This is a genomic window from Streptomyces iakyrus, from assembly GCF_000717055.1.
Lineage (GTDB): Bacteria > Actinomycetota > Actinomycetes > Streptomycetales > Streptomycetaceae > Streptomyces > Streptomyces iakyrus.
Genome location: NZ_JNXI01000001.1, coordinates 511,721 through 535,006, shown reverse-complemented (window position 1 = coordinate 535,006; position 23,286 = coordinate 511,721). Strand labels below are relative to the sequence as shown.

Here is a 23,286-nt window from a genome sequence, read left to right as displayed (position 1 = left end):
ACCGAAAGCCATGCAGTGACCGTGACCGACCGCTCTCACGAGCTGATCAACACCGCCGCCCAGGCGGCCGCCGACAAGCTGGCCCACGACATCGTCGCCTACGACGTCAGTGACGTGCTGTCCATCACGGACGCCTTCCTGCTGGCCTCCGCGCCCAACGACCGCCAGGTCAAGGCGATCGTCGACGAGATCGAGGAGCGCCTCTCGAAGGACCTCGGCGCGAAGCCGGTGCGCCGCGAGGGCGACCGCGAGGCCCGCTGGGTGCTCCTCGACTACGTCGACATCGTCGTCCACGTGCAGCACAGCGAGGAGCGCGTCTTCTACGCCCTGGAGCGACTGTGGAAGGACTGCCCCGAGCTCGACCTGCCCGAGGAGGCCAAGGCCACCCGCGGCAAGGCCGAGGAGCACGCCAAGCTGCGCGCGGCCGAGGAGGCGGCGGAGCTGGACGGTGACTGGCGGTGATCTCCCTCAGTGAGGCGTCCGCCGGAAAGGGCCGGGGCCGCCGCATCATCCTGTGGCGGCACGGCCAGACCTCGTGGAACGTGGAGCGTCGCTTCCAGGGCACCACGGACGTCGAGCTGACCGAGACCGGTCTCGCCCAGGCCCGCCGCGCCGCCCGGCTGCTCGCCTCCCTGAAGCCGGACGCGATGGTCGCCTCCGACCTCCGGCGCGCCGCGGCCACGGCCGCCGAGCTCGCCACGCTCACCGGCCTCCACGTCACCCACGACGAGGCGCTGCGCGAGACCTACGCGGGCGTCTGGCAGGGCCTGACGCACGAGGAGATCATCGCCCGGTACGGCGAGGAGTACGCCGCGTGGAAGCGCGGCGAGCCCGTACGCCGCGGTGGCGGCGAACTGGAGACCGAGGTCGCCGACCGCGCCGCCCCCGTGGTGCTCCGGCACGCGGAGAAGCTCCCCGATGACGGCACGCTCGTCGTGGTCAGCCACGGCGGCACGATCCGCACCACGATCGGCCGCCTGCTGGGTCTCGATCCCCGCAACTGGGAGAGCCTCGGCGGACTCTCCAACTGCTGCTGGTCCGTGCTCGGCGAAGGCGCCCGCGGCTGGCGCCTGCTGGAGCACAACGCCGGCACCCTTCCGGAACCGGTCCTCGGCGACGACGACTGACCCCGGATTTCACTTTCCGGCAGGTCGCAGGCTAAAGTTCTTCTTGTTCGCCCCGCAGGCCGCGGGGAGAGCACGAGGGGCTATAGCTCAGTTGGTAGAGCGCCTGCATGGCATGCAGGAGGTCAGGAGTTCAATTCTCCTTAGCTCCACGTCAAGATCCCGTTCCCGCTCAGGGGGCGGGATTTTTCGTGCTCCGGCTTGAGTCACTCGGCCCGGCTGAGGCGTATACCTCTACGGCCCCGCCGGGTGCCGTGTCCGGACTGGTACTGAGGCGTCGCTGACCGTATTGGTCCGGCCGTGGCAGAATCAAACGGCCGGAAGGGGGCGCGGCCCGACGGGAGGAGTAGCGATGCCTGCGAGCATCCGCGAGGAGGTCGACCACCTCCTCGGTGCAGCGTTCACACGGGACATGTCCACCCGCCTCAGCTGCCCTTCCTGCGGTTCCGCGCACGTGGCCCAGATGCTCGGCGACAACGGCGGGGTTTCCTACGTGTGCACGGCCTGCGGCCACAGCTGGAGCTGAGCGATGGGTGCACACAGGCGGAAGTGCGACTGGTGCGGCAGTGGGACTCCGATCGTCCGCGACATGGAACCGATCAATCCCGACTACCAGTACTGGTGCGAGGAATGTGCGCGGGCGCTGATCATAAAAGGCGATCCGATCGAGACGTACCGCGAGTTGGAGGGCGAGCCGATCTACGGCCGGCTTCTGGAGGAGCACTGCACGCTCAAGCGGTTCTACTCGTTCGTCACGGCATAACGGGCATTTCGGGCGAAGCGAAACCGATTTGGTGTTGGGGCTGATGGGCCAGTAATGTTGGCTTCGCCGCCGGGGAAACCCGGAGGAGCACTGGCAAGGGGCTATAGCTCAGTTGGTAGAGCGCCTGCATGGCATGCAGGAGGTCAGGAGTTCAATTCTCCTTAGCTCCACAGAAGTTGAGAAGGCGGGCCATCCGATCGGATGGCCCGCCTTCTTGTCGTGGGTATGCGAACGGCGGGCCCCCTGGGGGGAGCCCGCCGTACGTGTGCTCAGCGGCCGAGAGCGCGGCGGCCGCGGCCCTGGGAGAGGACCGGGAGGTTGCGGGACGGCGCGCCCGGTGCGCCCGACTCCTCGATGCGCAGCGCCAGCGCAGGGCAGCGGCGCACCGCGCGTAGAGCCTTCGCCTCGGCGTACCGCGGTACCTGAGCCTGCGCCACGGTCGGGAAGCCGTCGGCGCCCAGCTGGAACACCTCCGGGAGGATGTCCGCGCACAGGCCGTGGCCCCGGCACAGCGTCCAGTCGACGTAGATCTTCTGGCGGCTCGGGCCGTTCTCCTCCGCCTCGCCGCCGCCCGGGATGCCCGTGGGGGCCCTGCCGCCCTCGAAGAGCGGCAGAACGCCCTCCACAGGTCGTCCGCAGCCGTTGCCGAGGACATGAGCGGCCAGGTCGTCGGTGAAAGCCTTGATGGTCGACTCGATGAACATCGCGGAGCCGTCCGGGTGCGAGCACGCGCCGCGCCGCTTCACGTTCTTGGCGACCTGCTTGAGCGCCTCCAGGGCGGCCGGACCGCCGCCGTTGAGGATGTCCTCCAGGCCGCGCGCGGCGGCGGGCAGACCGAGGTAGCAGGGGCCGCACTGGCCGGCGCTCTCCTCGGCCAGCCACTGCGCCACCCGCAGCGACTCGCCCAGCGGGCAGGTGTCCTGAGTGATCGGCAGAATCGCGCCGGCGCCGAGCGCGCCGCCCACGGCGTCCAGGGAGTTGCGGGAGACGATCGCCTCGTTGACCGTCGCCGCGTCGATCCACTTGCCGTGGTAGCCGCCGGTGAGCACGCCCTGCGGCACCGGCGGCGCGCCGGCGAGCTGCAGGACGTAGCGCAGGGGTACGCCCGTCGGGACCTCGATCACCATGGGGCGGGCGACCGCGCCGGAGACCGTGAGCATGACGGTGCCCGGCTCGTCGTACAGGCCGGTGTTGCCGTAGCGCTCCGGGCCGATGCGGGCGGCGATCGCCAGCTGGGCGAAGGTCTCGGCGTTGGACAGCAGGGTGGGGGCGCCGCCGACGCCGTTCTGGGAGGCGCTGACCTTGCGGCCGGGGGGGATGGCCGGCCCGCCGTCGATCGAGCGGATCAGCGACGCGGCGGCACCGGTGACCATGCGGACCGGATTGCGCTGGACCCGCGCGCGCAGCGCCGAGCGGCGGCCGTTGTTGAGGCCGCGTTCGGCGAGCGCGGCCTCCATGGAGCGCTGGGTCGACTCACGGGTGACCCCCACCACGAGCGTGCGGGCACCCAGGGCCTCGGCGCACAGCAGAGCACCGTCCAGGATCAGATGAGGGGCGCGGTTGATCAGCACCGTGTCCTTGCGGCAGGCCGGCTCGTCCTCGCTGCCGTTCACGACGACGACCGGCCGGACGCCGCGCTTGATCGCCGCCTCGGCGACCGAGCGCAGCTTCTTGTGGAAGGGGAAGCCCGCGCCGCCGCGGCCCTTCAGGCTGATGCGTTCGGCGAGCTGCGCGAGCTGCTCACCGCCCATCGGCTCGAGCGGCCCGTGCACCTTGAGGTGCATGGGCAGATCGAGCCGATCGACAAGGTCGAAGCCCGACGTGAGCTGGGGAAGGCCGACCACGCGGACTTCGGGTACGTCGGGCAGGGCCTCGTTCACTTAAAGCCTCCGGAAGGCGTGTTCCAAGGTTCGCCCGATCCCGGAGCGTCGAAGTCGTAGGACGCACCGGGACGTGTGTCAGTGGCGGGACCGCTGTTGTACGTGTCGTTCGGGTAGTACGTGTCGAAGGCGGCGTTCGTCTCACCCGTGTCGTACACGTCACTCGATCCGTAGCCGGCGGCGCCTGGATTGCCATAGGCCGGGATGCTTTGTCCGGTGTCCTGCAGGGGGTCGTAGGGCGGGATGTTGAAGCCCGTGTCCTGGAGCGGGTCGTAGGCCGACGGCGGGGCCTCGCCGACCGGGGGCGGGGACGGGATCGGCCAGTTGCCCGAGGTGCTGGAGGGGCCGTCCACGGTCGGGATGGTCTCGGTGGGCTGCAGGTCCAGCGGCAGCTGCATGCTGGTCGTCGGCCCGGGCGCGAAGGCCTGCTGTCCCTGGGGCGGGCCGGAGACGGCCCGGTAGGCGGCGGCGAAGCCGTTCGCCGGTTCCTTGGCCGCGGGGCGTTCCGCCCTCTCGTACAGCGGCCCGGACGGGGACGCCGAGGGGCGCGCGGGTGCCTCCCGGCCGTCGTAGCCGGGCAGCGCGGAGCCACTGCCGGCCCGGGCCCGGCTCTCCTCCAGATCCCTGCGGCCCAGGCCCTCACCGGGCCCGATCAGCGAGGCGACCTTGTCGGCGACCTTGCGCTTGACCTGGCGCGGAGCAGCGCGCAGGGCGAGCGCTCCGCCCACGCCGACCAGGGCCAGGCAGTACAGGATGAGGAAGATCGGCTTGGCCGCGCGACCCGCGTAGAGCCCGTGGACCAGGGCGGCGCACCAGGCCGGGTAGGCCAGCATGTGCATGGCCCGCCAGCGGGCGGCGACCGGCGCGGGGGACGCGAAGCGGTTGCGCAGCACGCCGGTGATGCCCACGAAGATCATGAGCATGCCTGCCAGGGTGCCCAGGCCGATCAGGAACGACCTGCCCGCGACCAGTTCGTCGTCGGTGAACAGCAGCCCGAAGGGGATCACCGCGGCGACCCACGAGGTGTGGGACAGCGCCAGCTTCACCCCGATGTGCACCAGCAGGAAGGCGATCGAGGCGACGGCCGTGGTCCGGTGCACGGCCTGCGCCAGGATGCGGCGGCGCGCGTCGAGAAGGATCCGGTCCTGGGCCACGAGGCCCCAGATCACGGATGCCGTCAGACACACGAGGGACAACACGCCCGCACCGAAGTTGAGGAACTCGGCGAACGAGTCGTCTGCCGTGGAGTCGTGGGGATTCACGACGTGCCTCCCCACGTCCCGGCGGCCGGGGAGGGGGAGGTGTTACTGCGATGAGGGTTCATGGGGGCAACTCCGAGCGGTTCGGGAAAGCAGCGGTCCCGCTGCCGAACTCTAAGCGGAGCCATACCGATCAGTACGAGGTTTGAGTTATTGCGTTGTTATCAAAGGACAATCCGGCTGCTGTGATGTCCTTTAGCGGCTGTTACGCGAAGTAACTATTGACCTTGGTTCAGCTCTTCGGGCACCGGGACGGCCCCTCGGAAGTGCGTCGCGACGCGCTGGGGGCCTGCGGTACCCTAGCGCCATGCGTGCCGTACGCCTTCTGCTTAGCGGGCCGCGCTGATCAGTCCCGGCCACCGGACGAACCGAGTGGCCGGCATCGGCGCGGCGTCCCCTCCTGTGCGAGGGGATTTTTCGTTTCTCGAACCAGACAGCCGCAGGCAGAGACGATCGATGGAGCTTTGAGGATCATGAGCGAGACGAACCCCGCCGCCACCTCCGAGGTGGCGGCGCCGCACCGCTACACGGCCGCCATGGCTGCCGAGATCGAGGCACGCTGGCAGGACTTCTGGGACGCCGACGGCACCTACGCCGCACCCAACCCCAAGGGTGACCTGGCGGGGGCCCCGGAGGTCGTCGCCCGCCCCAAGAAGTTCATCATGGACATGTTCCCGTACCCTTCCGGCGCGGGCCTGCACGTCGGCCACCCCCTGGGCTACATCGCCACGGACGTCGTCGCGCGCTTCCAGCGGATGACCGGCCACAACGTCCTGCACACCCTGGGCTTCGACGCCTTCGGCCTGCCCGCCGAGCAGTACGCGGTGCAGACCGGCACGCACCCGCGCGTGTCCACCGAAGCCAACATGGAGAACATGAAGTCCCAGCTGCGCCGGCTGGGCCTGGGCCACGACAAGCGCCGGTCGTTCGCCACGATCGACCCGGACTACTACAAGTGGACCCAGTGGATCTTCCTGCAGATCTTCAACTCCTGGTACGACCAGGACGCCCGCCGGGCCCGCCCGATCGCCGAGCTGGTCGAGCAGTTCGAGTCCGGTGAGCGGCCCGTACCGGGGCACACGCGCGCGTGGGGCGAGCTGAGCCCCGCCGAGAAGGCCGACGTCCTGGGCGAGTTCCGGCTGGCCTACGCCTCCGACGCGCCGGTCAACTGGTGCCCCGGGCTGGGCACCGTGCTGGCCAACGAGGAGGTCACCGCCGAGGGCCGCTCCGAGCGCGGCAACTTCCCGGTCTTCAAGGCCAAGCTGCGCCAGTGGAACATGCGCATCACGGCCTACGCCGACCGGCTGCTGGAGGACCTGGAGGAGCTGGACTGGCCCGAGGCCATCAAGCTGCAGCAGCGCAACTGGATCGGCCGCAGCGAGGGTGCCCGCGTCGACTTCCCGATCGACGGCGAGCGCATCACCGTCTTCACCACCCGCCCCGACACCCTGTTCGGCGCCACCTACATGGTGCTGGCGCCCGAGCACCCGCTGGTGGAGAAGTTCACCCCGGCCGCCTGGCCCGAGGGCACGCACGACGTCTGGACCGGCGGTCACGCGACCCCGGGCGAGGCCGTCGCCGCCTACCGCGCCCAGGCCGCCTCGAAGTCCGACGTGGAGCGCCAGGCCGAGGCCAAGGACAAGACCGGCGTCTTCATCGGCGCGTACGCCACCAACCCGGTCAACGGCGAGCAGGTCCCGGTCTTCATCGCCGACTACGTCCTGATGGGCTACGGCACCGGCGCGATCATGGCCGTCCCGGCCGGTGACCAGCGCGACTTCGAGTTCGCGCGCGCCTTCGAGCTGCCGGTCACCTGCATCGTCGAGCCGACGGACGGCCGCGGCACGGACACCTCCACCTGGGAGAACGCCTTCTCGTCGTACGACGCGAAGATCATCAACTCCTCGAACGACGAGGTCAGCCTGGACGGCCTGGACGTCGCCGAGGCCAAGGCGCGCATCACCGAGTGGCTGGAGCGGTCCGGCGTCGGCGAGGGCACCGTCAACTTCCGGCTGCGCGACTGGCTGTTCAGCCGCCAGCGCTACTGGGGCGAGCCCTTCCCGATCGTCTACGACGAGGACGGCATCGCCCACGCGCTGCCCGAGTCGATGCTGCCTCTGGAGCTGCCCGAGGTCGAGGACTACTCGCCGCGCACCTTCGACCCGGACGACGCCGACACCCAGCCCGAGACGCCGCTGTCCCGCAACGAGGACTGGGTGAACGTCACGCTGGACCTGGGTGACGGACGTGGCCCGCGCCCGTACCGGCGCGAGACCAACACCATGCCCAACTGGGCCGGTTCCTGCTGGTACGAGCTGCGCTACCTGGACCCGCACAACTCCGAGAAGCTGGTCGACCCCGAGATCGAGCAGTACTGGATGGGCCCGCGTGAGGGCCAGCCGCACGGCGGCGTGGACCTGTACGTCGGCGGCGCCGAGCACGCCGTGCTGCACCTGCTGTACGCGCGCTTCTGGTCCAAGGTCCTGTACGACCTGGGGCACGTCTCGTCCGCCGAGCCGTTCCACAAGCTGTTCAACCAGGGCATGATCCAGGCCTACGTGTACCGCGACAGCCGTGGCATCGCGGTGCCGGCCGCAGAGGTGGAGGAGCGCGACGGCGCCTACTGGTACCAGGGCGAGAAGGTCTCCCGGCTGCTGGGCAAGATGGGCAAGTCCCTGAAGAACGCGGTCACCCCGGACGAGATCTGCGCCGAGTACGGAGCCGACACGCTGCGCCTGTACGAGATGGCCATGGGCCCGCTGGACGTCTCCCGGCCGTGGGACACGCGCGCGGTGGTCGGCCAGTTCCGGCTGCTGCAGCGGCTGTGGCGCAACATCGTCGACGAGGCGACCGGCGAGGTGACCGTCGTCGACGCCGAGCCGGACGAGGAGACGCTGCGTGCCCTGCACAAGGCGATCGACGGTGTGAGCGGCGACCTGGAGGGCATGCGGTTCAACACTGCCATCGCCAAGGTCACCGAGCTCAACAACCACCTGACCAAGGTGGGCGGGGCCGTGTCCCGCCCGGTCGCCGAGGCCCTGGTGCTGATGGTCGCGCCGCTGGCCCCGCACATCGCCGAGGAGCTGTGGCGCCGGCTGGGGCACACCGACTCGGTGGTGCACCAGGACTTCCCGGTGGCCGACCCGGCGTACGTCGTCGACGAGACCGTGACTTGCGTCGTGCAGATCAAGGGCAAGGTCAAGGCGCGGCTGGAGGTCGCGCCGTCGATCTCCGACGAGGAGCTGGAGAAGGCCGCGCTGGCGGACGATAAGGTCGTCGCCGCGCTGGACGGTGCCGGGATCCGGAAGGTGATCGTGCGCGCGCCGAAGCTGGTGAACATCGTTCCGGCCTAGCCGCCGGGGTGCGGGGACCGCTCTCCGGGTGGTCCCCTACGGGCAGGTTCGGGGTTTTTCTGGAACTCCGGGCCTGCCTGTTGCGTTTACCGTTGAAGAGCGACGCGCAGCACCGTGACGTCCTTAGGAGGAGCCTTGTGGATGCAGTGATCGCCGTCTTCGCCCTGCTCTTCGTGCTCCTGTTCGGGCTCGGGGCGTACGCCACCGTGAAGGCGGTCGGCGCCGCCAAGCGCGGCGTGGACCGCGGCATCACCCAGGCCCGCCGCACGGTCGAGGACCACACACTGCGCGCCAAGTCCTTCGCCCAGCCCGGCGCCGCGGGGGAACTCGCCCAGTTGCGGCTGAAGCTGCGCACCTCGATGCGCGCCACGCAGGAGGCGCTGCACGCGGCCGTCGCCGAGGACGAGTCCCTCAAGGAGTCCGTCGGCCTCTTTGAACGGCTCAGTGCGCACGGCCAGGAGCTGGACGACGAGCTCAAGCGCCTGGAGTCGGAGCCGGACCGCGCCGCGCTCACCGAGCGGCTGCCCGGGCTGCGCGAGCGCACCGAACGCATCACGCACTCGGCCGACTCGCTGCGCTGGGCGGCCCGCGACCGGGCCCGCCGCTTCGCGGACGACGACCTGGACTCGCTCAGCGCCCAGATCGACCTGGAGTCCGGGGCGCTGCGGCACTGGACGGCTCCCGAGCCGCAACCCGCGTCCTCGGCGCAGTCCTCTTCCACCAGGCAGCAGCCCGCGTCCTCGGCGAAGCCCGCGTCCGCCCGGCAGCAGGCCTCGCCGTCGCAGTCCGCGCCGCCGCCGTGGCCCGAGGCGCCCGCCGCCGATGCCGCCACGGCCGGGCAGACCTGGCCGGACACCGCGCAGTCCAGCGCGGCGCAGGAGCCGGCACGTCCCGCCATCACGCCGTCGGCAGCGCGCCCGACCTACCCCTGGCAGAAGAAGCCCCGCCCCGAGAGCACCACTTGATCCGGCCACGCGTACAGCGGGGCGCAGGGGCCGGACTGCCGCACGGGCGCTACGGCAGGTAACCTCCAGCTCATGTCCCGCCATGTCGCGATCGTCACCGATTCAACGGCCTACCTGCCGGCCCGGACGATGGAGCGTCACGGCATCACGGCGGTACCTCTGACCGTGGTCCTCGGCGACCGGGCGCTGGAAGAGGGCACCGAGATCTCGACCCGCGCCCTCGCCCAGGCTTTGCAGAAGCGGCGCCCCGTGACGACCTCGCGGCCCGCTCCCTCGGTCTTCGAGGAGACCTACCGCAAGGTCGCCGAGTCCGGCGCCACCGGCATCGTCTCCCTCCATCTCTCCGCCGAACTCTCCGGTACGTACGACGCGGCCGTCGTGGCCGCACGGCAGTCGCCGGTGCCGGTGCGGGTGGTGGACACCGGTGTGATCGCGATGGCGCTCGGGTTCTGCGCGGTCGCCGCCGCGGAGGCCGCGGAGTCGGGCGGGACGGTGGACGAGGCCGTCGCGGCCGCGGAGAAGAAGGCCGCGGGCACCTCCGCCTACTTCTACGTCGACACCCTCGACTACCTGCGGCGCGGCGGCCGTATCGGTGCCGCGCAGGCCCTGCTGGGGTCGGCGCTCGCGGTGAAGCCGCTGCTGCAACTGGCCGACGGCCGTATCGAACCGCTGGAGAAGGTGCGGACCGCGTCCAAGGCGATCGCCCGCCTTGAGGAGATCGCGGCCGACCGTGCGGGCAGCGCCCAGGTGGATGTAGCCGTGCACCATCTCGCCGCCCCGGACCGGGCGTCGGCCCTCGCCGACCGGCTGCGGACGCGGGTGCCCGGGCTGGCCGATCTGCATGTCAGCGAGGTCGGGGCGGTGATCGGGGCGCACACGGGACCAGGACTGCTGGGAGTTGTGGTTTCGCCCCGGTGAACGTTGCTGTGGGGGTCGGGTCGACGCTCGGGTCGCCCATGTGAGGGACGGAGTTGTCCACAACCGGGGGATCGTCCCCGGGAATCGAGCAAGATCATCGCGAGTGGGCCGAGGTGGCCGATCCTCGTCGCATGGCACTTCGATCACGTTCACGTACAGCGACCGCGACCAGTGGGCCGGGCCGTGGGCCGGCGTCCGACGGGCGCGTTCGTCATCGCCGGCCCAGGCCTGTCGCACGCGGGCGGGCCCGCCGGGATCATGCGTCGGGGGAGGAACTCCGGCGGCGGGCGGGGGTTTTGTTCGGCGAGTCGGCTGAGCCGGCGGCGCCTGCCGGGTCTGCCGCGCCTGCCGAGATTTCGGGGTCGGCCGAGCTTGCCGGGTCGGTCGCTTACGCCGACCTTCCCGGGGCGGTCGAGCTTGCGGGGTCGGCCGGGTCGGCCCGGTCCGCTGGACCTCCGGGGCGGGCGGAACCGGTCGAACGGGCAGGGGAGCGGCGGGAGTCGGGGCAAGGACCACCGGGGCCACCGGTGCCACCGGGGCCAACCCGGCCACTGGGATCTGCCGGTGTCGAAGAGACCCGGCGACGGCCGTCGGGCGGAGGTGCTTTCGCCGAGCCGGAGGGCGTGGACGGTGGCGTGGCGGAGGGGGCCTGGCGGGAGCGGGCCGGGCTCGCGCTGCGCGAGCGGATGCCGCTGTGGTTGCAGGCCAGGTGCGGTCTGGAGCGGCGGAATGTGCTGGCCCTGACGGTGGTGCTCGTCGTCGCGGCGGGGTTCGCCGTGCAGCATTTCTGGGCAGGCCGCTCGCAGTCCGTGCGGCCGCCGGAGGTAGTGCGGGCGGCGGTGCCGTTCGGGGAGCGGCAGGAGAGCGGGCAGGCCACGGCAGAGCGGGGCCCGGGTGCTGCCGGGGTGCCTGCCGGTGCTTCCCCGGGGTCCGTGAAGGCGGGGGCGGCCGCGATCGTCGTGGACGTCAGCGGCAAGGTCCGTGAGCCGGGGATCCACCGGCTGCCGGCCGGATCGCGGGTGGCGGACGCGCTGCACGCGGCGGGCGGGGTGAAACCGGGCACGAACACCGACGGGCTCAACCGCGCCCGGTTCCTCGTGGACGGCGAACAGGTGATCGTCGGGGGGCCCGCTCCCGTCACAGGGCCCGGGGCGGGCGGTACGGCCCCTGGCGGCCCGGCCGGCACGACAGGTGCGGCTGCGGGCGGGGCGGCCGCCCCGGTGGCTCCCGTCCCGCTCAACACGGCCACCGCGGACCAGCTCGACACCTTGCCGGGCGTCGGTCCGGTGCTGGCCCAGCACATCATCGACTACCGCACGCAGCACGGCGGTTTCCGTTCCGTTGACGAACTGCGTGAGGTGAACGGCATCGGCGACCGCCGCTTCGCCGACCTGCGGAACTTCGTACGGCCGTGAGCAGCCTCCCCTCCCCGCCGTCCCGGCAGGAAGAGGCCGCGTCCGGGCTCCGGCCCGCCCGCTCGTCCGTGCACGCTTCCTCCGGCACCCGCCTCGGTACCGCCCGTCCGCGCCAGGAGGGCCCGACGGATCTGCGGCTCGTGCCACCCGCCCTCGCGGCCTGGGGCACGGCGGCGCTCATGCTCGACGCGGCGCCGGAACGGGTCCTCGGCATCGTGATCGGCTGTCTGGTGGCCGTCGGACTGCTGCCTCTGACCCGGCGGCGCCGGACGGCGTCCTGGCCGCGGGCCTCGGCCGCAGCCCTGCTGCTGTGCGTGGCCGCGGCTGCCGCCTCGGCCGGGCTGCACGGGGCGGATCTGCGCCGGGGGCCCGTGCCCGGCCTGGCGCGGGAGTACGCGACGGTGACCGCCGAGGTCGAGCTCACGTCCGACCCGCGGCTCACCCGGCCCAGGGTCCGGGGCGATCACATGGCTCCGACGGCTGTGCTGATCGACGCCGACGTGAGGCGCGTCCAGGAGGCGGGAGGCACGGAGGTGACGACGCGAGCGCCGGTGCTGCTGATCGTCGACATGAGCGTGCCCCCTCCCGGCCGAGCGGCCGGCGGGCGGGGGCGGTCACCGTGGCTCGGCCTGCTGCCGTCGACGCGGCTGCGGGTCAGTGCGCGGTCGGCGCCCGCGATGACGGGCGGCGACCGGCTCGCGGCGGTGCTGCGCGTGCAGGGCCAGGGCGGACCGGACGTGGTGGGAGGGCCCTCGGGGCCGCAGCGGCTCGCCGGGCGGCTGCGCGCCGGGCTGCGCGAGGCGACCGACGGACTGCCCGCGGACGCCCGGGCGCTGCTGCCGGGGCTGGTCGTGGGGGACACCTCGCGGATCACTCCGGAGCTGGAGGAGGCGTTCAAGGAGACGGACCTCACGCACACGTTGGCCGTCTCCGGGGCAAACTTCACCATTCTCCTCGCGCTGCTGCTCGGGCCGCCGGGCCTGGCGCAGCACGTCGAGCGGCGGGGGCTCGCGCCCCGGCTCGGCATCTCCCTGCGCGGGACGGCGGTGCTCGGGGGTGCCCTCTCGCTCGGGTTCGTCGTCGTGTGCAGACCGGACCCGAGCGTGGTGCGGGCCGCGGCCTGCGGGGCCGTGGCGCTGCTCGCCCTGGCGACCGGCCGCCGCAGATCGATGATCCCCGCGCTGGCGACGGCGGTTCTGCTGCTGGTGCTGTACGACCCCTGGCTCGCGCGGAGTTACGGGTTCCTGCTGTCCGTCGTGGCGACCGGCGCACTGCTCACGCTCGCGCCGCGCTGGAGCGCCGGGCTGCAGCGGCGCGGGGTGCCTCCGAGGCCGGCCGAGGCGCTGGGCGCCGCCGCGGCCGCGCAGGCCCTGTGCGCGCCGATCGTCGCCGTGCTGTCGGCGCGGGTGAGCCTGGTGGCGGTGCCCTGCAATCTCCTCGCGGAGTTCGCGATCGCGCCGGCGACGGTGCTGGGGTTCGCGGCGCTGGCCACGGCGCCGGTGGCGATGCCGGTGGCCGAGGCGCTGGCCTGGTGCGCGCACTGGCCCGCCGAGTGGATCGCGCAGATCGCCCGGACCGGGGCGGCGCTGCCGGGCGCGGGCGTGGACTGGCCGGGCAGGTGGACGGGCGCGGCGCTGCTCCTGGCCGTGACCGTCGTGGTGGTGCGCGTCGGACGGCGGCTGCTCGGGCATCCCTGGTGGTGCGGGGTCTGCGGAGTGCTGCTGGTGCTGGCGGTGGTGCAACCGCCGCCGCTGACCCGGGTGGTCACGGGCTGGCCGCCGCCGGGCTGGCGGCTGGTGATGTGTGACGTGGGGCAGGGCGACGCCCTGGTGCTCGCGGCGGGCCGGGGGACCGGCGTGGTGGTGGACGCCGGGCCCGACCCGCAGCTCGTCGACCACTGCCTGCGCTCACTGGGCATCAGCAGGATCCCGCTGGTCGTACTCACCCACTTCCACGCCGATCACGTGGCGGGCCTGCCCGGGGTGCTGCGCGGCCGGGAAGTGGGCGCGATCGAGACGACGGGGTTCGAAGAGCCCGCGGACCAAGCCGCGTTCGTAGGGAGACTGGCGGCGGCACGGCGGATCCCCGTGACGCGGGCGGCGGCCGGGGAGCAGCGGCGTACGGGGCAGTTGGCCTGGCAGGTGGTGTGGCCGCCTCCGAGCCCGTCCCCGAGCCCGCCCCCGAGTCTGCCGCCGGGCTCGCCGCCCGTCTCGCCCCCTGGGGTGGCCCCGGGGATGCTTCCGGCTCATCGGGCGCCGGAGGGGCCGAACGACGCCAGTGTCGCCATGCTGGTCCGCTCGGGCGGACTGCGCCTGCTGCTCCTCGGGGACCTGGAGCCCCCGGCGCAGCGGGCTCTGGCCCGGTCGCCGGCGGCCGAGGCGCTGGAGGGCGTGGACGTGCTGAAAGTCGCCCATCACGGCTCGGCCTACCAGGACCCGGGTCTCATGGGCCGGGTCGCCCCGAGGCTGGCCCTCATCTCCTGCGGTGAGGACAACTCGTACGGGCACCCGGCGCCCGGCACGGTCGCGGCGCTGCGCGACGGGGGAGCGGCGGTGCTGCGGACGGACCGGGACGGCGCGCTCGCGGTCATGGGAGGGGGCGGAGAGCTGAGCGTGGCGCGAGACTGAAGCCATGAACTCAGCACAGGTTGATGCCTACCTTCGCCGACTGGGAGTCGAGCACCCGGCGTGGCCCACGGTCGACGCACTGCGCGAGCTGCACCTGCGTCACCTGCAAACGGTGCCCTTCGAGAACCTCTCGATCCACCTGGGCGAGGAGATCGTGCTGGAGGAGAAGCGGCTGCTGGACAAGGTGGTGGGCGCGCGGCGGGGCGGGTTCTGTTACGAACTCAACGGCTCCTTCGGGGCGTTGCTCGCCGCGCTGGGGTACGACGTGGCGCTGCTGGCGGCGCGGGTCTACGGGGACGAGGGGCGGCTCGGGATCCCCTACGACCATCTCGCGCTGCGGGTGCGGACGGTGGACGGGGGCGACTGGCTGGCCGACGTGGGGTTCGGGGCGCACAGCCACCTTCCGCTGGCGTTCGGGGACCGGGGGGAACAGCAGGATCCGGGTGGCACGTTCCGGATTGTCGAGGCGGAGCCGGACGCGGCCGGGGTGCGTGGCGGGTACGGCACGGCGGAGGCGGCGGACCTGGACGTGTTCCGGGGCGGCGCACCGCAGTACCGGCTGGAGGTGCGGCCGCGGGTGCTGGGCGACTTCGTGGCCGGCGCGTGGTGGCACAGCACGTCACCGGTGTCGCATTTCACGCGCTCGCTGGTCTGTTCGCGGGTGACGCGGGACGGAGGAAGGATCACCCTCAGCGGGCGCACGCTCACGGCGACGGCGGCCGACGGGACGCGGGAGGTGCGGGAGCTGGAGACGGACGAGGAGGTGCTCGGGGTGTACAGGGAGCGGTTCGGGATCGAGCTCGACAGGGTGCCGGTGTCGCGAAATCCCGCGTAGGAGTCAATTCCGGCCACACGGGGCTACTCGTGCGTAGTACCAGCACATCTGCTGGATTCCCGTGATGTGGTCACGTGTTGCCTCGAAAGCCTCACCAGTGGTCGAATGCGTCTTCGGCAATGTGTGATCAACAGTGATCAACAGGCGATTTCGAGCCACTCAGGGAGTCGTGGATGATCGGCCGCTGGCGGGGAAGCCGCACCGACCGGGTGCACCGGACGAGTCCCCTGGCGGCGGTGCCCACACCGCCGAGTGCGGGGGTGCTGGTCTGCCGGGTCCTGGACCCGGTCAACGAGCCGGTCCGGCATGCGGAGTTCGCGGTGACGGACGCCGCGGGGCGGCCGGTGGTGAGTGGGGGAGCGGACCCGTACGGGTCGTTCGTGACGACGGTGCCGGCGGGGGAGTACCGGCTCGCGGTGTCGGCGGAGGGATACACGCCCTACCGGGCGACCACGCAGGTCGCCGAGAACACGCTCGCGTCCCTCGGGGACGTGACGCTCCAGGTGGCCCGGCCACCGGAGCTTCCCGACGCCGGTGACTGGGAGATCGAGTCGGCGCACTCCTCCATCGGCTTCACCGCGCGGCACATCGGACTGGCCCGGATCCACGGGCAGTTCAAGTCGTTCGCGGGCGTCATACGGGTCGCCGATCCGGTGGAGCGCTCGGCGATGCATGTGGTGATCGACGCGGCGTCCATCGACACCAACATGAGGATGCGCGACGACCATCTGCGCTCGGCGGACTTCCTGGACGTCGAGCGGTTCCCGACGCTGGAGTTCTACAGCGACCGGTTCGTGCACAAGGGCGGGAACCGGTGGGCCGTGACGGGGGCGCTGTCGCTGCACGGCGTGACGCGGACGGTCACGCTGGACACGGAGTACCTGGGGCTGGGCAACGGCATGGAGGGCGAGGTGCGGGCGGCCTGCCGGGCCACGACCGAGCTGCACCGGGACGACTTCACCGTGAGCTGGCAGACCATGCTGGCGCGGGGCATCGCGGTGGTGGGGCCGAGCATCAGGGTCGATCTCGACGTACAGGTCGTCCGCAAGGGCTGAGCGGCCGGGCCGCGAGGCGGTGTCGGACAATGTCCGGCGTGAGTGATGTGCGACATGTGCTGGTGCTGCCCGACCGCGACGCGGCGGAAGAGGTGGTGGAGGCGCTGCGGGAGCGGTTCGGGGTCGTCGAGGAGCCACAGGTGGTGCGGGACGCGCTGGCCGGGGAGGACGACGCCGAGGACGCTCAGTGGCTGGTCGTCCTGAGGGACGAGGACGAGCGGCTGGACGCCGGGGAGCTGGACGGGCTGGCCGGTGAGTGGGAGGGCTGGCGGGAGGAGCCGTAGCGCTCCGGGTCCTGTGGGCGGGCGGCCCGTCGCCGCCGCACGTCCGCGGTCCGTCGGGGCCCGCTGTCAGTGGCACGTGGGATGCTTGGCGCGATGGCCAGGAAGACTGCGAATGACGACCCCCTCGCCCCGGTGACGCTCGCCGTGGGCCAGGAGGACCTGCTCCTCGACCGTGCCGTGCAGGAGGTGGTGGCCGCCGCGAAGGCCGCCGACGCCGACACGGACGTACGGGACCTGACCCCGGACCAGTTGCAGCCCGGCACGCTCGCCGAGCTGACGAGCCCGTCGCTCTTCGCGGAGCGCAAAGTCGTCGTCGTACGCAACGCGCAGGACCTGTCGGCCGACACGATCAAGGACGTGAAGGCGTACCTGGGCGCTCCCGCCGAGGAGATCACCCTCGTGCTGCTGCATGCCGGCGGGGCCAAGGGCAAGGGGCTGCTCGACGCGGCGCGCAAGGCGGGGGCGCGTGAGGTGGCCTGCCCCAAGATGACGAAGCCGGCGGACCGGCTGGCGTTCGTGCGGGGTGAGTTCAGGACGATGGGGCGATCCGCCACGCCGGAGGCGTGCCAGGCACTCGTCGACGCCATCGGCAGCGACCTGCGGGAGCTGGCCTCGGCGGCGTCGCAGCTGGTCGCGGACGTCGAGGGGACGATCGACGAGGCGGTCGTCGGGCGGTACTACACCGGGCGGGCCGAGGCGTCGAGCTTCACGGTCGCCGACCGGGCGGTCGAGGGGCGGGCGGCGGAGGCCCTGGAGGCGCTGCGCTGGTCGCTGGCGACCGGGGTGGCGCCGGTGCTGATCACGAGCGCGCTCGCGCAGGGCGTCCGGGCCATCGGGAAGCTGTCGTCCGCGCGCGGGGGGCGGCCGGCCGACCTGGCGCGGGAGCTGGGGATGCCGCCGTGGAAGATCGACCGGGTGCGTCAGCAGATGCGGGGCTGGACTCCGGACGGCGTGTCGATCGCGCTGCGGGCCGTGGCCGAGGCGGACGCCGGGGTGAAGGGCGGGGGCGACGACCCCGAGTACGCCCTGGAGAAGGCGGTGGTCACCATCGCCCGGGCGGCCCGCTCCAGAGGACGCGGTTAGCCGGACAGTGGTCACCAAACCCCGGGCGGCCCGCTCCAGAGGACGCGGTTAGCCGCTCCCCGGCCCGGCCCGGCCCGGCCGACGACCCGCAGCCCCCACCTCACAGAACCGGCTCCCCCACCCCCAGCAGATTCCCCTCGCTGTCGCGGAACCAGGCGCCGCGTTCGCCCCGGGCGCCCTTGCTCGGGTAGTTCCCCTCGATCTCGGCGATGCCGCCCCGGGTGCGGAAGCCGGGGGCGTCGACCTCCTCGAAGACGACCCCGCGCCGCTTCAGCTCGGCGACCGCCGCCTCGATGTCCTCGACCTCCAGTGCCATCTGCGTGAACGTGCCGGGCGAGGACCCAGTGGAGCGGAACAGGACGAACTCCGCGCCGCCGCACCGGTAGAGCAGCCCGCCGGGCCGCTCGTCCACGGGATCCAGACCGAGTTTCTCCGAGTAGAAGCGCCGCGCCCGCTCCAGGTCCTGGGCGGGGAGCCTGGTCGCCACGCGGACCGGCACCGGGGCACTGGTGTCGTCTTTGTCCATGTCTCCACTGTGCCGTGATCGAGTCGCCCTCCTCCTGCCGAAGAGGAGAATCGGGTGTACCAGCCGGACGACGCCAAGTGACGGAGAGGTGGCGAAGACCATGGCTGAACACCCGCACGCAGCGCTGGTCCGCAAGGGATTCGAGGCGTTCTCCCGCGGTGACATGGACACCCTGCGCGGACTGATGGCCGGGGACGCCACCCACCACGTGCCCGGAGATCACCCGTTGTCGGGCGACTTCAAAGGGCTGGACTCGATCATCGAGATGTACGAACGGCTGGGCGCGGAGACGAACGGGACGATGCGCGCCGAACTGATCGGCATCGGTGTCGACGGCCGCGGTCACGCGGTCGGCATGACCCGCTTCACGGCCGAGCGCAACGGCAAGAGCCTCGACGACACCGGCTGCATCATCTTCCGGATCGTCGGCGACAAGGTCACCGACCTCGACGAATGCGTCGAGGACATCGACAAGAACAACGAGTTCTGGTCCTGAACAGGCCGAAGGCCCCGCCTTCCGCTCTGGGGAAGAGCGGAAGGCGGGGCCTTCGATTCGAGCTGCTGGATCCGCGCCCGCGTGGCGAACGCAGGCCGCGCGCGGATCCGAGGGGTGCCGGACGGGAGCGGATGAGAGAGGGCCCGCTCGATTCCCTCCGGCGTCACATCAGATGTCAGCCCTTGAGCGCGGCGACCTTCTGAGCCAGCGCCGACTTCTTGTTGGCGGCCTGGTTCTTGTGGATGACGCCCTTGGAGACGGCCTTGTCGAGCTGACGCGCGGCGACGCGCTGGTACTCGGTGGCCTTCTCGACGTCACCCGCGGCAGCAGCCTCACGGGCCTTGCGGATCGCGGTCTTCAGGGAGGACTTGACGGCCTTGTTGCGCAGCCGGGCCTTCTCGTTGGTCTTGATCCGCTTGATCTGGGACTTGATGTTCGCCACGAATGAGCCTTCTCAGGTTCTGGCACGAGGGCGCACGCAACCGCGCGCTTCCCGCACCGGGTGATTTCTTGAGGTAGCGCCTCCTGCGAGAGGGCATGAGGCACAGCCACCCAGGCTACCAGCGGCCCCTTCCGCGGCCCAAACCCGTCCGTGGTCCCCACCCGTGGGACCATGGAGGCTACGTATCGATCCGACCCGAGACCGCAGACACTGCGGACGCCTCAAGAATCAGGACCCTGCGTGCCCGCGATCCCCAGCCACGTGCCCGAGCCGAGCCGTACCGATCCGGCTCTGATCCGCAACTTCTGCATCATCGCGCACATCGACCACGGCAAGTCCACGCTCGCCGACCGGATGCTCCAGCTGACCGGAGTGGTCGAGCAGCGGCAGATGCGCGCCCAGTACCTCGACCGCATGGACATCGAGCGCGAGCGTGGCATCACGATCAAGTCACAGGCGGTGCGTCTGCCGTGGGCCCCCACCCACGACAAGAACGACACGCACATCCTCAACATGATCGACACCCCGGGGCACGTCGACTTCACCTACGAGGTCTCCCGGTCGCTCGCTGCGTGCGAGGGGACCATCCTCCTGGTCGACGCCGCCCAGGGGATCGAGGCGCAAACCCTCGCCAACCTGTACCTGGCGATGGAGAACGACCTCACGATCATCCCGGTGCTGAACAAGATCGACCTGCCGGCCGCGCAGCCCGAGAAGTTCTCCGAGGAGCTCGCCAACCTGGTCGGGTGCGACCCGGAGGACGTGCTCAAGGTGTCCGCCAAGACGGGCCTGGGCGTCGAGGCGCTGCTCGACAAGGTCGTCGCCGAGGTCCCGGCGCCGGTCGGCGTCAAGGACGCCCCCGCCCGCGCGATGATCTTCGACTCGGTCTACGACTCCTACCGCGGTGTCGTGACGTACGTCCGTGTCATCGACGGCCAGCTCAACAAGCGCGAGCGGATCCGGATGATGTCCACCGGCGCCACGCACGAGCTGCTGGAGATCGGCACCAACTCGCCCGAGATGCTGCCGGCCGACGGTCTGGGCGTCGGCGAGGTGGGCTACCTCATCACCGGTGTGAAGGACGTCCGCCAGTCCAAGGTCGGTGACACCGTCACCAGCCAGCAGAAGGGGGCCACGGAGGCACTCGGGGGCTACAAGGACCCCAAGCCCATGGTCTTCTCCGGGCTCTATCCGCTGGACGGCTCGGACTACCCCGAGCTGCGCGAGGCCCTGGACAAGCTCCAGCTCAACGACGCCGCGCTGGTCTACGAGCCGGAGACCTCCGCCGCCCTCGGCTTCGGCTTCCGCGTCGGCTTCCTCGGCCTGCTGCACCTGGACGTGATCCGGGAGCGGCTGGAGCGCGAGTTCGGCCTGGACCTCATCGCCACCGCGCCGAACGTGGTCTACCGCGTCCTCATGGAGGACGGCACCGAGCACACCGTCACCAACCCGAGCGAGTTCCCCGAGGGCAAGATCTCGGAGGTCTACGAGCCGGTCGTGCGGGCCACCATCCTGGCGCCCAGCGAGTTCATCGGCTCGATCATGGAGCTGTGCCAGACCCGGCGCGGTGTCCTGCTCGGCATGGACTACCTCTCCGAGGACCGGGTGGAGATCCGCTACACCCTGCCGCTCGCCGAGATCGTCTTCGACTTCTTCGACCAGCTGAAGTCCAAGACCCGCGGCTACGCCTCGCTCGACTACGAGCCCACCGGCGAGCAGACCTCCAGCCTGGTCAAGGTCGACATCCTGCTGCACGGCGACAAGGTGGACGCCTTCTCGGCGATCACCCACAAGGACCAGGCGTACGCGTACGGCGTACGGCTCGTCGCCAAGCTCAAGGAGCTCATCCCGCGGCAGGCCTTCGAGGTGCCGGTCCAGGCCGCCATCGGCTCCCGGGTCATCGCCCGCGAGACCATCCGCGCCATCCGCAAGGACGTCCTCGCCAAGTGCTACGGCGGTGACATCTCCCGTAAGCGGAAGCTGCTGGAGAAGCAGAAGGAAGGCAAGAAGCGGATGAAGATGGTGGGTTCCGTAGAGGTTCCGCAGGAGGCCTTCATCGCCGTTCTGTCGAGTGATGACAGTGCGGGGTCGGGCAAGGGCAAGAAGTAATCACGGATTACCGAGGGTTACACCGCAATCCGGGTTGAACAGGGGCCCGCCGTGCGAAAGTGCGGCGGGCCCCGTGCGTCCGTGGGGTAGCTCTCTGTACGAAGTGACAGGCCGCGGCCCCTTACGCAGGGGCCGGTCGCCCTTTACTCTGATCCCTGCTCGATAGTTACTCACGAGTTAAACAAGAGCGCGTGAGTGAACCCAGCCGCACCTGAGCCAGCCGCATTGTCGCGGGCCCCGGAGGATGTCGTGAGCGACGCACAGACCCTGATCGAGAACCGTCCGCCGTCCGTGGCGGGCCTCTTCCTGGAGCGCGTGACGGCCACGCCGGACGCCGAGGCCTATCGGTATCCGGTCCCGTCGTCGGCGGGCCAGGGCCCGGACGAGTGGAAGTCGCTGAACTGGGCGCAGGCAGCCGAGCGGGTCTACGCCATCGCGGCGGGCCTCATCGAGCTGGGTGTGCGGCCCGAGCAGCGCGTCGCCCTCGCCGCCGGCACCCGGATCGAGTGGATCCTCGCGGACCTCGGCATCATGTGCGCCGGCGCGGCCACCACCACGGTGTACCCGCAGACCAACGCCGACGAATCCGCGTACATCCTGTCGGACTCCGAGAGCCGGGTGCTGATCGCGGAGAACGCCGAGCAGCTGGCCAAGGCCAAGGAGAAGCGCGCCGAGCTGCCCGAGCTGACGCATGTCGTGGTGATCGACGCGGCCGGGGTGGAGACGGCCGACTGGATCCTCACCCTGGACGAGCTGGAGAAGCGCGGCGCGGCCCGGCTGGAGAAGGACCCCGACCTCGTCAAGGAGCGGGTCGGCGCGATCACCAAGGACCAGCTGGCCACCCTCATCTACACCTCCGGCACCACGGGCCGGCCCAAGGGTGTGCGCCTGCCGCACGACAACTGGTCGTACATGGCGAAGGCGATCGCCGCGACCGGGCTGGTCAGCACCGAGGACGTGCAGTACCTCTGGCTGCCCCTCGCGCACGTCTTCGGCAAGGTGCTGACCTCCGGGCAGATCGAGGTCGGGCACGTCACCGCCGTCGACGGCCGGGTCGACAAGATCATCGAGAACCTGCCGGTGGTGCAGCCGACGTACATGGCGGCCGTGCCCCGCATCTTCGAGAAGGTCTACAACGGCGTGGCGGCGAAGGCCCGGGCGGGCGGCGGCGCCAAGTACAAGATCTTCCAGTGGGCGGCCGAGGTGGCCCGCGAGTACGCCAAGGTCTCGCAGGACAACTTCCGCCGGACCGGGACCGCGTCCGTGCCGTTCGGTCTCGGCGCGAAGCACAAGGTCGCCGACGCGCTGGTGTTCGCCAAGATCCGCGAGGCCTTCGGCGGGGACCTGCGGGCGTGCGTCTCCGGCTCCGCCGCCCTCGCGCCGGAGATCGGCTACTTCTTCTCGGGCGCCGGCATCCACATCCTGGAGGGCTACGGCCTGACCGAGTCCTCGGCGGCGTCCTTCGTGAACCCGGGCGAGGCCTACCGCACCGGTACGGTCGGCAAGCCGCTGCCCGGCACGGAGGTGCGGATCGCCGACGACGGCGAGATCCTGCTGCGCGGCCCGGGCATCATGGAGGGCTACCACAACCTGCCCGAGAAGACCGCGGAGGTGCTGGAGCCGGACGGCTGGTTCCACACCGGCGACATCGGGGAGCTGTCGGCCGACGGGTATCTGCGGATCACCGACCGCAAGAAGGACCTCATCAAGACCTCGGGCGGCAAGTACATCGCCCCGGCGGAGGTCGAGGGGCAGTTCAAGGCGGTGTGCCCGTACGTGTCCAACATCCTGGTGCACGGGGCCGACCGGAACTTCTGCACGGCGCTCATCGCGCTCGACGAGGTCGCCATCACCGGGTGGGCCAAGGACAACGGTCTTGAGGGCAAGCCGTACGCGGAGATCGTGGCGGCGCCGCAGACCGTGGAGATGGTCGACGGGTACGTGAAGCAGCTCAACGAGGGGCTTCAGCGGTGGCAGACCATCAAGAAGTTCCGGCTGCTGCCGCGGGATCTCGACGTCGAGCACGGTGAGATCACGCCGAGCCTGAAGCTGAAGCGGCCCGTGGTGGAGCGGGAGTACAAGCATCTGATCGAGGAGATGTACGAGGGCTCTCGCGAGGCGTAGGGGGCGCTGGGGCTGATCGAGCGGCTGC

The 23,286-nt window shown here is 71.2% G+C and carries 20 protein-coding genes and 2 tRNA genes; 18 read left to right on the top strand and 4 right to left on the bottom strand.

Annotation, left to right across the window (positions count from 1 at the left end):
• Positions 1-15: 15 nt before the first annotated feature.
• From rsfS to OO68_RS02390, 6 genes are all read left to right on the top strand, one after another.
• Positions 16-462, top strand: coding sequence for a ribosome silencing factor (gene rsfS / locus OO68_RS02410; RefSeq protein ID WP_033306367.1), 447 nt, complete (start codon positions 16-18; stop codon positions 460-462).
• A complete protein-coding gene (locus OO68_RS02405; RefSeq protein WP_403551754.1) occupies positions 453-1,127 on the top strand; it encodes a histidine phosphatase family protein in 675 nt (224 codons plus the stop codon). The genes rsfS and OO68_RS02405 overlap by 10 nt, the downstream gene beginning before the upstream one ends.
• 76 nt (positions 1,128-1,203) lie before the next feature.
• Positions 1,204-1,276: transfer RNA gene (locus OO68_RS02400), tRNA-Ala, on the top strand.
• A gap of 200 nt (positions 1,277-1,476) precedes the next feature.
• Positions 1,477-1,650, top strand: a complete 174-nt coding sequence (locus OO68_RS45215; RefSeq protein ID WP_106974245.1) for a hypothetical protein — start codon at positions 1,477-1,479, stop codon at positions 1,648-1,650.
• A 3-nt stretch (positions 1,651-1,653) separates the two neighbouring features.
• Complete coding sequence (locus OO68_RS02395; RefSeq protein ID WP_006136074.1) at positions 1,654-1,887, top strand: hypothetical protein; 234 nt, start codon at positions 1,654-1,656, stop codon at positions 1,885-1,887.
• A 97-nt stretch (positions 1,888-1,984) separates the two neighbouring features.
• Positions 1,985-2,057, top strand: a tRNA-Ala gene (locus OO68_RS02390).
• Between the two features lie 99 nt (positions 2,058-2,156).
• Here the strand turns inward: OO68_RS02390 and OO68_RS02385 are convergent.
• A complete protein-coding gene (locus tag OO68_RS02385) occupies positions 2,157-3,767 on the bottom strand; it encodes an NADH-quinone oxidoreductase subunit NuoF family protein (RefSeq protein ID WP_033306365.1) in 1,611 nt (536 codons plus the stop codon).
• Positions 3,764-5,029 carry a ferric reductase-like transmembrane domain-containing protein gene (locus tag OO68_RS02380; RefSeq protein ID WP_033306364.1) on the bottom strand — a complete coding sequence of 422 codons (1,266 nt, stop codon included), beginning with the start codon at positions 5,027-5,029 and terminating at the stop codon, positions 3,764-3,766. The genes OO68_RS02385 and OO68_RS02380 overlap by 4 nt, the downstream gene beginning before the upstream one ends.
• Positions 5,030-5,499: 470 nt before the next feature.
• Here OO68_RS02380 and leuS point away from each other — a divergent pair, with 470 nt between their 5' ends.
• The 9 genes from leuS to holA all read left to right on the top strand — a co-directional run bounded on the left by leuS (position 5,500) and on the right by holA (position 17,561).
• Entirely contained in the window at positions 5,500-8,379 is a 2,880-nt protein-coding gene (leuS, locus tag OO68_RS02375) for a leucine--tRNA ligase (RefSeq protein ID WP_033306363.1), read from the top strand.
• Positions 8,380-8,516: 137 nt separating this feature from the next.
• Positions 8,517-9,344, top strand: a complete 828-nt coding sequence (locus OO68_RS02370) for a hypothetical protein (RefSeq protein WP_033306362.1) — start codon at positions 8,517-8,519, stop codon at positions 9,342-9,344.
• A 72-nt stretch (positions 9,345-9,416) separates the two neighbouring features.
• Complete coding sequence (locus tag OO68_RS02365; protein WP_033306361.1) at positions 9,417-10,262, top strand: DegV family protein; 846 nt, start codon at positions 9,417-9,419, stop codon at positions 10,260-10,262.
• A 131-nt stretch (positions 10,263-10,393) separates the two neighbouring features.
• A complete protein-coding gene (locus OO68_RS45210; RefSeq protein WP_033306360.1) occupies positions 10,394-11,677 on the top strand; it encodes a ComEA family DNA-binding protein in 1,284 nt (427 codons plus the stop codon).
• 68 nt (positions 11,678-11,745) lie between these two features.
• On the top strand, positions 11,746-14,304 hold the full coding sequence (locus tag OO68_RS02355) for a ComEC/Rec2 family competence protein (RefSeq protein ID WP_033306481.1): 2,559 nt from the start codon (positions 11,746-11,748) through the stop codon (positions 14,302-14,304).
• Between the two features lie 4 nt (positions 14,305-14,308).
• The gene (locus OO68_RS02350; RefSeq protein WP_033306359.1) at positions 14,309-15,139 is read left to right on the top strand and encodes an arylamine N-acetyltransferase family protein; all 831 of its coding nucleotides are present in this window, start codon (positions 14,309-14,311) and stop codon (positions 15,137-15,139) included.
• 173 nt (positions 15,140-15,312) lie between these two features.
• Complete coding sequence (locus tag OO68_RS02345; RefSeq protein WP_106974243.1) at positions 15,313-16,194, top strand: YceI family protein; 882 nt, start codon at positions 15,313-15,315, stop codon at positions 16,192-16,194.
• 38 nt (positions 16,195-16,232) lie between these two features.
• The gene (locus OO68_RS02340; RefSeq protein WP_078625146.1) at positions 16,233-16,478 is read left to right on the top strand and encodes a hypothetical protein; all 246 of its coding nucleotides are present in this window, start codon (positions 16,233-16,235) and stop codon (positions 16,476-16,478) included.
• Between the two features lie 93 nt (positions 16,479-16,571).
• Positions 16,572-17,561 (top strand): DNA polymerase III subunit delta, encoded by a 990-nt coding sequence (holA, locus tag OO68_RS02335; RefSeq protein ID WP_184846268.1) that lies wholly within the window; start codon positions 16,572-16,574, stop codon positions 17,559-17,561.
• A gap of 100 nt (positions 17,562-17,661) precedes the next feature.
• On the opposite strand, the gene OO68_RS02330 is transcribed toward holA, so the two are convergent.
• Positions 17,662-18,087 (bottom strand): VOC family protein, encoded by a 426-nt coding sequence (locus OO68_RS02330; RefSeq protein WP_051814294.1) that lies wholly within the window; start codon positions 18,085-18,087, stop codon positions 17,662-17,664.
• A 100-nt stretch (positions 18,088-18,187) separates the two neighbouring features.
• Between OO68_RS02330 and OO68_RS02325 the strand changes: the two genes are divergently transcribed.
• A complete protein-coding gene (locus OO68_RS02325; protein WP_033306478.1) occupies positions 18,188-18,583 on the top strand; it encodes a nuclear transport factor 2 family protein in 396 nt (131 codons plus the stop codon).
• Positions 18,584-18,758: 175 nt separating this feature from the next.
• On the opposite strand, the gene rpsT is transcribed toward OO68_RS02325, so the two are convergent.
• Positions 18,759-19,025 (bottom strand): 30S ribosomal protein S20, encoded by a 267-nt coding sequence (gene rpsT, locus OO68_RS02320; RefSeq protein ID WP_033306356.1) that lies wholly within the window; start codon positions 19,023-19,025, stop codon positions 18,759-18,761.
• A 240-nt stretch (positions 19,026-19,265) separates the two neighbouring features.
• Here rpsT and lepA point away from each other — a divergent pair, with 240 nt between their 5' ends.
• Complete coding sequence (gene lepA, locus OO68_RS02315) at positions 19,266-21,134, top strand: translation elongation factor 4 (RefSeq protein ID WP_033306355.1); 1,869 nt, start codon at positions 19,266-19,268, stop codon at positions 21,132-21,134.
• A 249-nt stretch (positions 21,135-21,383) separates the two neighbouring features.
• Entirely contained in the window at positions 21,384-23,258 is a 1,875-nt protein-coding gene (locus OO68_RS02310; protein ID WP_033306354.1) for an AMP-dependent synthetase/ligase, read from the top strand.
• Positions 23,259-23,286: the final 28 nt, after the last annotated feature.

Excerpts from the sequence above, each read along its gene's own strand:
- OO68_RS02345 (WP_106974243.1), top strand. The coding sequence starts at position 15,313 with ATGATCGGCCGCTGGCGGGGAAGCCGCACCGACCGGGTGCACCGGACG.
- OO68_RS02325 (WP_033306478.1), top strand. The coding sequence starts at position 18,188 with ATGGCTGAACACCCGCACGCAGCGCTGGTCCGCAAGGGATTCGAGGCG.
- OO68_RS45215 (WP_106974245.1), top strand. The coding sequence starts at position 1,477 with ATGCCTGCGAGCATCCGCGAGGAGGTCGACCACCTCCTCGGTGCAGCG.
- leuS (WP_033306363.1), top strand. The coding sequence starts at position 5,500 with ATGAGCGAGACGAACCCCGCCGCCACCTCCGAGGTGGCGGCGCCGCAC.
- OO68_RS02395 (WP_006136074.1), top strand. The coding sequence starts at position 1,654 with ATGGGTGCACACAGGCGGAAGTGCGACTGGTGCGGCAGTGGGACTCCG.
- OO68_RS02350 (WP_033306359.1), top strand. The coding sequence starts at position 14,309 with ATGAACTCAGCACAGGTTGATGCCTACCTTCGCCGACTGGGAGTCGAG.
- OO68_RS02365 (WP_033306361.1), top strand. The coding sequence starts at position 9,417 with ATGTCCCGCCATGTCGCGATCGTCACCGATTCAACGGCCTACCTGCCG.
- holA (WP_184846268.1), top strand. The coding sequence starts at position 16,572 with ATGGCCAGGAAGACTGCGAATGACGACCCCCTCGCCCCGGTGACGCTC.
- OO68_RS45210 (WP_033306360.1), top strand. The coding sequence starts at position 10,394 with ATGGCACTTCGATCACGTTCACGTACAGCGACCGCGACCAGTGGGCCG.
- OO68_RS02330 (WP_051814294.1), bottom strand. The coding sequence starts at position 18,087 with ATGGACAAAGACGACACCAGTGCCCCGGTGCCGGTCCGCGTGGCGACC.